The organism is Caballeronia sp. LZ029, from assembly GCF_031451275.1.
GTDB lineage: Bacteria > Pseudomonadota > Gammaproteobacteria > Burkholderiales > Burkholderiaceae > Caballeronia > Caballeronia jiangsuensis.
In genome coordinates this window covers 2081726-2094631 of sequence record NZ_JARUXO010000001.1, presented here as the reverse complement: position 1 = coordinate 2094631, position 12906 = coordinate 2081726, and the positions used below count along the sequence as shown (strand labels likewise).

Genomic DNA, 12906 nt, shown 5'->3' with positions numbered 1-12906 from the left:
CCTCGGGCGCAAGTAAAATGATGGTTTATCGCTTGCACCTGTACAGTCTGATCAATCTCGGCCGCTGCTTGATCTTAAGCGTCGACCTTTTCAGGCTGTTCGCAAATTATATTCAGAATGAATGAGTTAGGCAAAACATCCCATAAACGGGTCGCAAGCGAGCAAGTGTCGATGATCGAAGTCGACGAAACCGCCGCCGGTCAGCGAATCGACAACTTTTTGCTGCGCGTCTGCAAGGGCGTCCCCAAAAGCCACATTTACCGCATTCTCCGCAGCGGGGAAGTGCGCGTGAACAAGGGGCGCATCGACGCGGCGTACCGGCTCGAACTGGGCGACCTCGTGCGCGTCCCGCCGATTCGCACCGCGCAGCAGGACGAGGCGCCGGTGTCGTCGAACGCGCCCGCCGCCGAATTTCCCATTCTTTTCGAGGACGACCATCTGATCGTCATCGACAAGCCGTGCGGCGTCGCGGTGCATGGCGGCAGCGGCGTCGCGTTCGGCGTGATCGAGCAACTGCGCAATGCGCGACCGCACGCGAAGTTCCTCGAACTGGTGCATCGGCTGGATCGCGAAACCTCCGGCGTGCTGATGCTCGCGAAAAAGCGCGCCGCGCTCGTCAATCTCCATGAGCAGATCCGCGAGAATCGCATCGACAAGCGCTATTACGCGCTCGGCCACGGCGACTGGCAAAGCGACTGGGGCCGCCGGCGCATCGTGAAGGCGCCGCTGCACAAGTACGTCGCGGCGGACGGCGAGCGGCGCGTGCGCGTTCAGGAGAACGGCCTGCCGTCACACACGGTTTTCAATCTGATCGAGCGCTGGCACGACTACGCGTGGGTCGAGGCGGAACTGAAGACGGGGCGCACGCATCAGATCCGCGTGCATATGGCGAGCATCGGCCTGCCGATTGCTGGTGACGCCAAATACGGCGATTTCGCGCTGAACAAGGATTTGGCCCGTCCGAACGCCAAACCGTCGCTAAAGCGCATGTTTTTGCACGCATATCGTCTGAAAATTACCCATCCCGCGACGGGCGAGCCGTTGCAGTTCGAAGCGCCGTTGCCCGTCGAATGCAAGCGGGTCATCGAGCAACTGAAAAATCGAGAGACAGCGTAAATGGCGCGGCAGCAATTTGATCTGATCGTTTTCGACTGGGACGGCACGCTGATGGATTCGACCGTCCACATCACGCGCAGCATTCAGGCTGCGTGCCGCGACCTCGGGCTGCCGGTTCCGGCGGATGAATCCGCGAGCTACGTGATCGGGCTGGGCCTGAAAGACGCGCTGCAAATCTGCGCGCCGACGCTCGATCCGTCCGACTATCCGCGCCTCGCCGAGCGTTATCGGTTTCATTTCCTGACGATGGGCCAGAAGACCGAACTCTTCGACGGCGTGCGCGAGTTGCTGCAGGAACTGCGCGATCTCGGCTATTTCCTCGGCGTCGCAACGGGCAAGAGCCGCGTCGGGCTGAATCGCGCGCTCGACGAATCGCGGCTCACGAGCCTCTTCGACGGCACGCGCTGCGCCGACGAAACATTCTCGAAACCGCATCCCGCGATGCTCCACGAACTCACGCGCGAACTCGGCCAGGATCTCGGGCGCACGGTGATGATCGGCGACACCACGCACGATCTGCAAATGGCGATCAACGCGGGCGCGGCGGGCATCGGCGTCGGCTACGGCGCGCATCCGGCGGATTCGCTCGCGGCGCTCAAGCCGCAGTTTTGCGCCGACAGCGTCGCTTCGCTGGCCGGCTGGCTGCGGGAGCACGCGTGACGGCGGCCGCGGGGGATGCGGTTCGCGTGTGCGCATCGGAAGAACTCGTCGATGGAGGCGCGGGCGTGCGCGTTCCGGCAACGGAAGCGAGCGGCGACGCCGTCGTCTTTTTCGTGCGCTACGACGGCAAGCCGCACGGCTACCTGAACCGCTGCGCGCACGTGCCGATGGAGCTCGACTGGAACGAGGGCCAGTTCTTCGAAAGCTCGGGCCTATACTTGATGTGCGCGACCCACGGGGCGATCTACGAGCCCGACACCGGAAAATGCGTCGGCGGTCCGTGCCGCGGCGCGCGCCTTCGGGCCGTGACCGTCGAGGATCGCGATACGCCGGAAGGCCGCGCGGTCTTCTGGCTCCCCGACGACGCATTGCGTCCCGCCTGACTCCCTTCTCATCACATCCATAACGCATGTCCGACAACATTCCGCCGCGCGGCAACGACAATTGGGAGCGCGACGCGCTCGAACGCATCGCGCTTGCCGCCATCCGCGAGCAGCGCGCCGCGCGGCGTTGGCGCATCTTCTTTCGCTTCGTGTTCCTTGGCGTGATCGCGCTGATCGCGTGGGGCGTGTTCGATTTCACCGGCGACCGCGTCGCGAAAGCGGGCAAGCACACGGCGCTCGTCGATTTGCAAGGCGAAATCTCCGCAAATAGCGATGCGAGCGCCGACAACATCGACGGGGCGCTTCAGAGCGCGTTCGAGGACCAAAACACGGCGGGCGTGATCCTGCGCATCAACAGTCCGGGCGGCAGTCCCGTGCAGGCGGGCATCATCAACGGCGAGATCCGGCGGCTGCGCACGAAATATCCGAAGACGCCGCTGTACGTGGTCGTCGACGACATGTGCGCGTCGGGCGGCTATTACGTCGCCGCGGCCGCCGACAAGATTTACGTCGACCGGGCGAGCATCGTCGGCTCGATCGGCGTGCTGATGGACGGATTCGGCTTCACCGGTCTGATGGACAAGCTCGGCATCCAGCGCCGCATGCACACGTCGGGCGCGAACAAGGGCGCGTTCGATCCGTTCTCGCCGGAAACGCCCGCGATGAACGCGCACGCGCAGGACATGCTCGACCAGATCCACGCGCAGTTCATCGATGCCGTGAAGCTGGGGCGCGGAAAACGTCTGAAAGACGATCCGGAGCTCTTTTCCGGCATGTTCTGGACGGGCGAGAAGAGCGTCGAACTCGGTCTCGCGGATGGTTTCGGCGACGCCAGCTATGTGGCGCGCGAAGTCATCAAGCAGCCGGATATCGTCGACTACACGCAGAAGGAGAGCATCAGCGAGCGTGTCGTGCGGCGCTTCGGCGCTTCGGTCGGCGATGCCGCCATGCGCGCGCTCACGCTCGGCGGCAAGCCCCAGTTGCGCTGATTACGACGCCAGCAGCAGAAAAATCGCCGGACGCTTGTGCAGCTCCGGCGCGCTCAGTTTCTTCCAGTCGGCCGCGGTGCGCGTGACGATGGTTTCGCCAGCCAAGGTCAGATCGACGGCGACGCAGATGAGCGTCGACGGCGCGCAGGTGGCGATGAGCGTATCGAGCATCGCGCGATTCCGGTACGGCGTCTCGATGAAAATCTGCGTCTGATTGGCCTTGCGCGACAACTGCTCCAGTTCGCGCAAGCGCTTGCCGCGCTCGCTGGCGTCGACCGGCAGATAACCGTTGAACGCGAAACTCTGGCCGTTCATGCCCGAGGCCATAAGCGCGAGCAGAATCGAACTCGGACCGACGAATGGCACGACCTTCACGCCGCGCTGATGCGCGCGCCGCACGAGCAGGGCGCCCGGATCGGCGACGGCGGGGCAGCCGGCTTCGGAGACGAGTCCCGCGTCGGTGCCGGCGAGAATCGGCGCCAGCAGCTTGTCGATTTCGGCGGGCGGCGTGTTGACATTCAACTCGCGCACTTCGATTTCCTGAATCGGCCGCTCCGTGCCCACTTTCTTCAAGAACGCGCGCGTCGTTTTCGCGTTTTCGCCGATGTAGTACGCGAGCGCCGCCGCCTGCGCGCGCACCGGTTCGGGCAGGACGTGCGCGAGCGCGTCGGCGTCGCCTTCGCCGAGCGTATTCGGGATCAGATAGAGAACGCCGCTCATGCCGCCCCCAGAACCGGATATCCGGCGTTCACCAGCATGCCGGTCAGCGCGATCAGCGGCAAACCGATGAGCGCAGTCGGATCGTTCGAGTCGATGGCTTCGAGAAGCGCGATGCCGAGGCCTTCCGCCTTCGCGCTGCCGGCGCAGTCGTAGGGCGTTTCGGCGCGCAGATAGGTCTCGATCTGCGCGTCGGAATAGCGACGAAATCGCACGCGGGTGACGATGTCGGCGGATTGCACGTCGCCCGTGCGGCTGTCGAACAGGCAGAGCGCGCTATGGAATTCGACGCTGCGGCCACGCATCGCCTGTAGCTGCGCGACGGCCTTTTCGTGCGTACCGGGCTTGCCGATCTGCTTGCCGTCGAAGGTCGCGACCTGATCGGAGCCGATCACGAGCGCGCCCGCGTGGCCGTTGAGGCGCGCGGCGGCGGCGCGCGCCTTGGCGATCGACAGCCGCACGGCGGTCGCTTCGGGCGTTTCGCCGGCGTTCGGCGTTTCATCGATATCGGGCGAGACGACGTCGAAAGGCATGCGCAGGCGCGCGAGCAGCTCGCGCCGATAGGGTGAACTGGACGCGAGAATCAGGCGCGGCGGCGGTTTTGAAGCTTCGGACATGGAGCGGATCCGGCAAAAATAGGTGTAAAAACGACGGGCGGCAGGTCCGCCCTTAAGTATTTGACTCGAAAGAATAAAGCCGATATGATTTTGGGCTTTTCATCGGTACTTGCGCGGCGAAGCCGTCTGCTCGGGCCGATGAGCCGGTGGAAGAAGCGCTTTCGGCCGGGCTTTGCCAAGAAGCACGAATGTCGGCTCGATGCAAATTCGGGCAAGCCACGCGTTCCTCGATGTAGCATCGCGGTGCATACTGAGCATTCACCGGAAGCACTAACCAAGCAAGGCCAAGCAGGAGCGCACATGACTCAGAATCCTGGCAAACCTGTGAGCCCCGCCGATCTGCGCGCGCTCGACATTTACGACTTCGCCAAAAGCGGTAGACAAGCGGCCGGCGCGCTGCGCTTGTCGCAGATGCCGCGCATGTTAGCCGAAGTCCCGGTCGAAGCGCCAGATCGCGACACCGTGTTCACGTGGCAGGGCGAGGGCTCGACCCAGCCGGAACTGCAAAACGACGGCACGGAGGCGCCGCAGCCGTATCTGCGTCTCGCGGTGCACGGCTCGGTGTGGCTCATGTGTCAACGCTGTCTTCAGCCGTATTCGCAACATCTCGATGTCGATGCAACGTATCGGATCGTGGCGACGGAGGAAGAAGCGGACGAATTTCCGCTCGACGACGATGAAGTCGAAGTGATCGTAGGCTCGCGCCAGTTCGATCTTGTCGACTTGATCGAAGAGGAATTGTTGCTGTCCTTGCCGCTCGTGCCCAAGCACAACGTGTGTCCCGAGATCCACGAAAGCTTGCTCCCGGGCGATGCGGACGACGAGTCGGATGAAAGCGGTGCGCAGGAAGAAGGCGACAAGCCGAATCCTTTTGCCGTGCTGGGGAAGCTGAAGCAAAGCGGACCCGACGACAAGAAGCACTGAATTGGTTTTGTAGCACGCAACAAACTGGTAGCGCGATGTGCGCACCCGATGGCCGAACGGCCGAGGGCTGTCGGCGGATCGGGCTGTGTTAGAATTCGCAAAATTTTTCTGGAGTAATCATGGCAGTTCAGCAAAACAAGAAGTCGCCGTCGAAGCGCGGCATGCACCGTTCCCACGACTTCCTCACGACGGCTCCGCTGGCTGTCGAGCCGAGCACGGGTGAAGTGCATCTGCGCCACCACGTGAGCCCGAACGGCTACTATCGTGGCAAGAAAGTCATCAAGACGAAGAACGACTGAGCGTTCGTCGACGCTTGATGCGCCCGTCGGAACCGTTCTGCGGGCACGTGGGCGCAACTCGCTCTTGACACTTTCCCGGTACGACGAGAAAGCGGCATTTCACTGCCGCTTTTTTGTGCCCGAAATTCGTCGCATTCCATGACTGTAAAGATAACCATCGACTGCATGGGAGGCGACCACGGTCCGGCCGTGACCGTTCCCGCTGCCGTCAATTTCGTGCGCTCGCATCCCGACGCGCACCTGATGCTCGTCGGTCTCGAGCAGCCCATTCGCGCTCAGTTGAAGAAGTCGAAGGCGCTCGACGACCCGCGCCTGACCATCGTTCCCGCAAGCGAAGTCGTCGCGATGGACGATCCGGTCGAAGTCGCGCTCCGCAAGAAAAAAGATTCCTCGATGCGTGTCGCGCTCAACCTCGTGAAGGAAGGCGAGGCGCAGACCTGCATTTCCGCCGGCAATACCGGCGCGCTCATGGCGGTGTCGCGCTATGTGCTGAAGACGCTCGCCGGTATCGAGCGTCCGGCCATCGCGTTCGCCATGCCGAGCCAGAAGGGCTACACCACCGTGCTCGACCTCGGCGCCAATGTCGATTGCGAACCCGAGCATCTGCTGCAATTCGCGGAAATGGGCCACGCGCTCGTGTCGGCGATCGAAGGCCGCGAGCGGCCCACCATCGGCCTGCTCAACATCGGCGAAGAAGTCATCAAGGGCAACGAAACGATCAAGCGCGCGGGCGAACTCCTGCGCGCGAGCACGCTCAACTTCTACGGCAACGTGGAAGGCAACGACATCTACAAAGGCACGACCGATGTCGTCGTGTGCGACGGCTTCGTCGGCAATGTCGCGCTGAAGACTTCCGAAGGCCTCGCGAAGATGCTCGCCGACATCATCAAGGAAGAGTTCAGCCGCAACTTCGCCTCGAAGCTGATGGCGCTCGTCGCACTGCCCGTGCTCAAGCGTTTCAAGAAGCGTGTCGATCCCGCGCAATATAACGGCGCGGCATTGCTCGGCCTGCGCGGGCTGGTCATCAAGAGTCACGGTTCCGCCGAGGCCTTCGGGTTTGAGTGGGCTATCAAACGCGGGTATGATGCCGTCAAAAATGGCGTGCTCGAACGCCTGGTGCGCGCGATGGAAGAGAACGCACCCGCCGCGCGCGAGGCCGGCGCGAGCGCTCCCGCGTCCAGCGCGCCGGTTGCTGTGGATCAACCCGTCCAACAGCCTGCCGCACCGCTCAACTCACAGCCCAACTCGCAGCCGAACCCGCCGGGCGAGTCCGGTACTGCGCTACATTCGAAGGCATAATGGCTCATTCCAATCTTTACTCTCGCGTGCTGGGCACCGGCAGTTATCTGCCGTCCGAGCGCGTCACGAATCAGGACTTGGCGGACCGTCTCGCGAAGCAGGGCGTCGAGACGAATGACGAATGGATCGTCGCGCGCACCGGCATTCACGCGCGCCACTTTGCCGCTCCGAACCAGACGACCAGCGATCTCGCGCTCGTCGCATCGCAGAGAGCGATCGAAGCGGCGGGCGTCGATCCCCAATCGATCGATCTGATCATCGTCGCCACGTCCACGCCGGACTTCGTGTTCCCGAGCACCGCCTGCCTGCTGCAGAACAAGCTGGGCATCAAGAACAACGGCGCGGCCTTCGACGTTCAGGCCGTGTGCTCCGGTTTCGCGTACGGCGTCGCGACGGCCGACAGCTTCATTCGCAGCGGCATGAACCGCACCGCGCTCGTCGTCGGTGCGGAGACGTTCTCGCGCATCCTCGATTTCAACGATCGCACCACGTGCGTGCTGTTCGGCGACGGCGCCGGCGCAATCGTGCTGCAGGCGTCCGAAGAGCCGGGCGTGCTGTCGAGCGCGCTGCACGCGGACGGCAGCTATTCCGACATTCTCTGCACGCCGGGCAACGTGAACGGCGGCGTGGTGGAAGGCCGCGCGTTCCTGCACATGGACGGTCAGGCCGTCTTCAAGCTCGCGGTCAACGTGCTCGAAAAGGTCGCGCTCGAAGCGCTCGACAAGGCGAAGCTCGCGCCGGAAGACATCGACTGGCTGATCCCGCATCAGGCCAATATCCGCATCATGCAAAGCACCTGCCGCAAGCTGCATCTGCCGCCGGAGCGCATGGTCGTGACCGTCGGCGAGCACGGCAACACGTCGGCGGCATCGATTCCGCTCGCGTTCGACGTCGCGGTGCGCGACGGGCGCATCAAGCGCGGCGACAACGTGCTCATCGAAGGCGTGGGCGGCGGCTTCACGTGGGGCGCGTCGGTCATCCGCTACTGATCGTTTATCGATTCCCTCTACTCATTCGCAACTGATCCCGTCGTCACGATAGCCGCCGCGCGCCACATGCGCGCGAGGCGCGTGCACAGACACCGACGACATCGCGGATCATTCCAATCAACGAGGACGATATGAAATTTGCGTTCGTTTTCCCCGGACAGGGCTCGCAGTCGATCGGCATGCTCAACGCATTCGCCGATCACGCCATCGTGCGCGAGACGGTGCAGCAGGCATCCGACGCGCTCGGCCAGGATCTCGGCAAGCTGATCGCCGAAGGCCCCGCCGAAGAGTTGAACCTGACGACGAACACCCAGCCCGTCATGCTGACGGCGGCCTACGCGATCTACCGCGTATGGGAAAAGGAAACGGGTTTGAAGCCGGCGCTCGTCGCGGGCCACAGTCTCGGCGAATACACCGCGCTCGTCGCGGCCGGCGCGCTCGCATTCGCGGGCGCCGTGCCGCTCGTGCGTTTCCGCGCGCAGGCGATGCAGAGCGCCGTGCCGGTGGGCGAAGGCGGCATGGCCGCGATCCTCGGTCTCGATGACGACACCGTGCGCGCCGTGTGCGCGGAGGCTTCGTCGGCGGGTGTCGTCGAAGCGGTGAACTTCAACGCGCCCGCGCAAGTGGTGATCGCGGGTTCCAAGGCAGCGGTCGAGAAGGCATGCGAAGTGGCCAAGGCGAAGGGCGCGAAGCGCGCGTTGCCGCTGCCGGTATCGGCGCCGTTCCATTCGTCGCTGCTCAAGCCCGCATCGGACCAGTTGCGCGACTATCTCGCGAAGGTCGAGATCAAGGCGCCGCAGATTCCGCTGATCAATAACGTCGATGTCGCGATCGTTTCCGATTCCGTTGCGATCAAGGACGCGCTCGTGCGTCAGGCGGCCGGTCCGGTGCGCTGGGTCGAGTGCGTGCAGGCGATGGCGAAAGAGGGCGTCACGCACGTCATCGAATGCGGTCCCGGCAAGGTGCTCGCGGGTCTGACGAAGCGTATCGACGGCAATCTCGTCGGCGGCTCGATCTTCGATCCGGCATCGCTCGAAGAAACGCGCAAACTGATCGCTGGCTGAGGAACAACGACATGAGTCTCCAGAATCAAGTAGCAATCGTCACGGGCGCGTCGCGCGGCATCGGACGCGCGATCGCGCTCGAACTCGCGAAGCAGGGCGCGACGGTCATCGGCACGGCGACGAGCGAAAGCGGCGCGGCCGGCATCGGCGAGGCGTTGCAGCAGGCGGGCGGCAAGGGCCGCGGCGCGGTGCTGAACGTGAACGACGCGGCCGCGGCGGACGCGTTCATCGATGGCATCGTGAAGGAATTCGGCGCGCTGAACGTGCTCGTCAACAACGCGGGCATCACGAAGGATCAGCTCGCGATGCGCATGAAGGACGACGAATTCGACGCCGTCATCGATACCAACCTGCGCGCGGTCTTCCGTTTGTCGCGCGCCGTGCTGCGCCCGATGATGAAGGCGCGCGGCGGCCGGATCATCAATATCACGTCGGTGGTCGGTTCGTCGGGCAATCCGGGTCAGGCCAATTACGCCGCCGCGAAGGCCGGCGTCGCGGGCATGACGCGCGCGCTTGCCCGCGAAATCGGCAGCCGCAACATCACTGTGAACTGCGTCGCGCCGGGTTTCATCGATACGGACATGACCAAGGTCCTGCCGGAAGAGCAGCGAACCGCGCTCACGGCGTCTATCCCACTTGGCCGACTGGGCGCGCCGGAAGATATCGCGCATGCTGTGGCATTCCTGGCATCGCCGTTTGCCGGCTACATCACCGGTACGACGCTGCACGTGAACGGCGGCATGTACATGTAAGGCCTTAATAGGCATTTCGCGGAATTTCGCTTAATATCCGCGCCGGGACGGGCGCGCGAAATGCTCAAAAGAGCTTCGTGCGCACCGCTTCAGCGCGGCAGTAATAAATTAGTGCGATGTCAGCGGCAGCCCTCATGATGAAGGGCGCCGGACGACGGAGCATGGAACTGACGCGCCGTATTTTGCGGGTCCAAACCTGATAAAATGCGCGCACTCGTATTTTTGAACTTTTTTCCCTCGGAGGGCTGCATGGACAACATCGAACAGCGCGTGAAGAAGATCGTCGCCGAACAACTGGGCGTGGCGGAAGCCGAAATCAAGAACGAAGCTTCGTTCGTGAACGATCTGGGCGCTGACTCGCTCGATACGGTCGAACTCGTGATGGCGCTGGAAGACGAATTCGGCATGGAAATTCCCGATGAAGAGGCCGAAAAGATCACCACGGTTCAGCAAGCGATCGATTACGCTCGCGCGAACGTCAAGGCCTGAGGCCGGACGCGCCAGCGACTCATCGCTCAACCAGCTTGATCGTCGCTGCAAACCGATTTGACAGCCACAGGGCACACAGGGCGGTTTCCTGTGGCCGCTGTGGCTTTTGTTTTTCGTCATTTTATGGATAAGGGGTTACCGTGAGCCGTCGTCGAGTTGTTGTTACAGGCCTGGGGCTCGTTTCGCCTGTCGGCAATACTGTTGCCGACGGCTGGGCCAATCTGGTCGCGGGCAAGTCGGGCATCGCCAATATCACGAAGTTCGATGCGACGAACTTTTCCACGCGTTTCGCCGGCGAGGTGAAGGGCTTCAACATCGAAGACTACATGCCCGCAAAAGAGGCGCGCCATATGGATACCTTCATCCATTACGGCTTCGCCGCGGGCGTCCAGGCCATGCAGGACAGCGGCCTCGAGATCACCGATGAGAACTCGGAGCGCGTGGGCGTCGTGGTCGGCTCGGGCATCGGCGGTCTGCCGATGATCGAAGTCACGCAGACCGAGCTGCTCAATCGCGGTCCGCGCCGCATTTCGCCGTTCTTCGTGCCTGCGTCGATCATCAACATGATCTCCGGCCATCTGTCGATCCGCTTCGGCCTGAAGGGCCCGAACCTGTCGATGGTCACGGCCTGCACGACCGGCCTGCATTGCATCGGCGAGGCGTCGCGCCTGATCGAATACGGCGATGCGGATGTCATGATCGCCGGCGGCGCGGAAGCCACGGTTTCCCCGCTCGGCATCGGCGGCTTCGCGGCGGCGCGCGCGCTTTCGCAGCGCAACGACGATCCCGCGACGGCGAGCCGTCCGTGGGATACCGACCGTGACGGCTTCGTGCTCGGCGAAGGCGCCGGCGTGATGGTGCTCGAAGAGTACGAGCACGCGAAGAAGCGCGGCGCGAAGATCTATGCCGAAGTGCTGGGTTACGGCATGAGCGGCGACGCGTATCACATGACCGCACCGCCGGAAGACGGCGACGGCGGCCGCCGCGCGATGGTCAACGCGATGAAAAACGCGCGCATCAACGCGGACGAGGTGAATTACGTCAACGCGCACGGCACGTCGACGCCGCTCGGCGATATCGCGGAAACCATCGGCATCACGCGTGCGCTCGGCGATCAGGCGAAGAAGGTCGTCGTGAACTCCACCAAGTCGATGACCGGCCACTTGCTGGGCGGCGCGGGCGGGCTGGAATCGGTGTTCACCGTGCTGGCCATTCACAATCAGGTGTCGCCGCCGACCATCAACATCTTCAACCAGGATCCGAAGTGCGACCTGGATTACTGCGCGAACACGGCGCGGGAAATGAAGATCGACGTGGCGGTGAAAAACTCGTTCGGCTTCGGCGGCACGAACGGCTCGCTCGTCTTCAAGCGCCACTGAGCACGGCGCGCTCGTCATCACGGGGATCGATATGACGGGCGCGTGCGTGGATCGGCCGCATCGGGATACCGGCTCCGCGCCGGCCGTCGCGATGCGGCCGTCGCGTTTTATGCTGGGCGCGATGCTCGGATTCGCGGGCGTTGCGGGCGCGTCGGTGTTTCAGTACGTCCTCGCGCAAGCGGAACACGCCGGGCATGCATTCGTGGCGTGCGCGGCGACATTGGCGGTGCTCGGACTCGCGTCGTATCGATGGGTGCGGGCTCAGCCTTCGGCCATCGGCTTGCTGCCGGACGGCCTCGCGGTCTGGAACCGGACCGGGGCGGTGCGGTACATGCGCATCGCGGGATGCGCGCAATGGAGCGGTCGGCTCCTTGTACTGACCCTGCTGGACGCGCGCGAGCGGCGCGAAACGCTCGTCGTCGCAGCCGATTCGGTCGATGCCGGCACCTTTCGGCAACTCGCCGTACAGGCGCGCCGCGCCGCGGCTTCCCACCTGTAACGACTGTAACGGCGCATGAGCGTACCGGTTGCCTTACAGGCGGTAACGCTACAATAGCCCTCCGCGCAACACCCCAAGTTAAACGGATTTCACAGGTGAGCGAAAAAGAAATCGACCAATTGCTGGTCGAGCGTGTCCAGAAAGGTGACAAGGCCGCGTTCGAACTGCTGGTCGCCAAATACCACCGCAAGATCATTCGACTGATCTCGCGCCTCGTGCGCGACCCCGCCGAGGTCGAGGACGTCGCCCAGGACGCCTTCATCAAAGCCTATCGCGCGCTGCCCCAGTTTCGCGGCGAATCCGCGTTTTATACCTGGCTCTACCGGATTGCGGTCAACACCGCAAAGAACTACCTTGCGACACAGGGCCGCCGTGCTCCCACTTCTACCGAGGCCGATGCAGAAGAAGCGGAAACTTTCTCCGACGCGGACCAACTAAGGGATATCAACACGCCCGAGTCGATGTTGATGAGCAAGCAGATCGCTGAAACGGTCAATGCTGCGATGGCGCTGTTGCCGGAGGAATTGCGCACTGCCATCACGCTCAGGGAAATTGAAGGTCTGAGTTACGAGGAAATCGCCGAAATGATGGATTGCCCGATCGGCACCGTCAGATCGAGAATTTTTCGTGCTCGCGAAGCCATTGCGGCAAAATTGCGTCCGTTGTTGGACACTCCTGAAGGCAAGCGCTGGTAGGCGGCGGAATCCTCGGGGCAGGGACGCGATATCTG

Annotated in this window: 16 protein-coding genes; 14 read left to right on the top strand and 2 right to left on the bottom strand. The window is 63.3% G+C overall.

Annotated features, from left to right (window positions below):
• Window positions 1-117: 117 nt before the first annotated feature.
• The 4 genes from rluC to QCE73_RS09935 are packed head-to-tail and all read left to right on the top strand — an operon-like array spanning window position 118 to window position 3148.
• Window positions 118-1116, top strand: a complete 999-nt coding sequence (gene rluC, locus QCE73_RS09950) for a 23S rRNA pseudouridine(955/2504/2580) synthase RluC (RefSeq protein ID WP_035501695.1) — start codon at window positions 118-120, stop codon at window positions 1114-1116.
• Entirely contained in the window at window positions 1117-1776 is a 660-nt protein-coding gene (locus tag QCE73_RS09945; protein WP_309881009.1) for an HAD-IA family hydrolase, read from the top strand.
• Window positions 1773-2159, top strand: coding sequence for a Rieske 2Fe-2S domain-containing protein (locus QCE73_RS09940; protein WP_309881008.1), 387 nt, complete (start codon window positions 1773-1775; stop codon window positions 2157-2159). The genes QCE73_RS09945 and QCE73_RS09940 overlap by 4 nt, the downstream gene beginning before the upstream one ends.
• 26 nt (window positions 2160-2185) lie before the next feature.
• On the top strand, window positions 2186-3148 hold the full coding sequence (locus QCE73_RS09935; RefSeq protein WP_035501688.1) for a S49 family peptidase: 963 nt from the start codon (window positions 2186-2188) through the stop codon (window positions 3146-3148).
• Here the strand turns inward: QCE73_RS09935 and QCE73_RS09930 are convergent, their stop codons facing one another.
• Window positions 3149-3868 (bottom strand): SAM-dependent methyltransferase, encoded by a 720-nt coding sequence (locus QCE73_RS09930; RefSeq protein ID WP_035501686.1) that lies wholly within the window; start codon window positions 3866-3868, stop codon window positions 3149-3151.
• Window positions 3865-4482 (bottom strand): Maf-like protein, encoded by a 618-nt coding sequence (locus tag QCE73_RS09925; protein ID WP_309881006.1) that lies wholly within the window; start codon window positions 4480-4482, stop codon window positions 3865-3867. The genes QCE73_RS09930 and QCE73_RS09925 overlap by 4 nt, the downstream gene beginning before the upstream one ends.
• A 300-nt stretch (window positions 4483-4782) precedes the next feature.
• On the opposite strand from QCE73_RS09925, the gene QCE73_RS09920 reads away from it, so the two are divergent.
• From QCE73_RS09920 to rpoE, 10 genes are all read left to right on the top strand, one after another.
• Complete coding sequence (locus QCE73_RS09920; protein WP_035501684.1) at window positions 4783-5406, top strand: DUF177 domain-containing protein; 624 nt, start codon at window positions 4783-4785, stop codon at window positions 5404-5406.
• Between the two features lie 119 nt (window positions 5407-5525).
• Complete coding sequence (rpmF, locus tag QCE73_RS09915) at window positions 5526-5705, top strand: 50S ribosomal protein L32 (RefSeq protein WP_035501683.1); 180 nt, start codon at window positions 5526-5528, stop codon at window positions 5703-5705.
• A 138-nt stretch (window positions 5706-5843) separates the two neighbouring features.
• Window positions 5844-7004, top strand: a complete 1161-nt coding sequence (plsX, locus tag QCE73_RS09910; protein WP_035501681.1) for a phosphate acyltransferase PlsX — start codon at window positions 5844-5846, stop codon at window positions 7002-7004.
• Complete coding sequence (locus QCE73_RS09905) at window positions 7004-7993, top strand: beta-ketoacyl-ACP synthase III (protein ID WP_035501680.1); 990 nt, start codon at window positions 7004-7006, stop codon at window positions 7991-7993. The genes plsX and QCE73_RS09905 overlap by 1 nt, the downstream gene beginning before the upstream one ends.
• A gap of 131 nt (window positions 7994-8124) precedes the next feature.
• Complete coding sequence (fabD, locus tag QCE73_RS09900; protein WP_309881004.1) at window positions 8125-9057, top strand: ACP S-malonyltransferase; 933 nt, start codon at window positions 8125-8127, stop codon at window positions 9055-9057.
• An 11-nt stretch (window positions 9058-9068) separates the two neighbouring features.
• Window positions 9069-9809, top strand: coding sequence for a 3-oxoacyl-ACP reductase FabG (fabG, locus tag QCE73_RS09895; RefSeq protein WP_035501677.1), 741 nt, complete (start codon window positions 9069-9071; stop codon window positions 9807-9809).
• A gap of 249 nt (window positions 9810-10058) precedes the next feature.
• Complete coding sequence (gene acpP, locus QCE73_RS09890; RefSeq protein WP_004197638.1) at window positions 10059-10298, top strand: acyl carrier protein; 240 nt, start codon at window positions 10059-10061, stop codon at window positions 10296-10298.
• Window positions 10299-10438: 140 nt separating this feature from the next.
• Window positions 10439-11677 (top strand): beta-ketoacyl-ACP synthase II, encoded by a 1239-nt coding sequence (gene fabF, locus QCE73_RS09885; protein WP_035501675.1) that lies wholly within the window; start codon window positions 10439-10441, stop codon window positions 11675-11677.
• A 31-nt stretch (window positions 11678-11708) separates the two neighbouring features.
• The gene (locus tag QCE73_RS09880) at window positions 11709-12176 is read left to right on the top strand and encodes a protein YgfX (RefSeq protein ID WP_309881002.1); all 468 of its coding nucleotides are present in this window, start codon (window positions 11709-11711) and stop codon (window positions 12174-12176) included.
• A gap of 95 nt (window positions 12177-12271) precedes the next feature.
• The gene (gene rpoE / locus QCE73_RS09875) at window positions 12272-12871 is read left to right on the top strand and encodes an RNA polymerase sigma factor RpoE (RefSeq protein WP_035501673.1); all 600 of its coding nucleotides are present in this window, start codon (window positions 12272-12274) and stop codon (window positions 12869-12871) included.
• Window positions 12872-12906 lie beyond the last annotated feature (35 nt).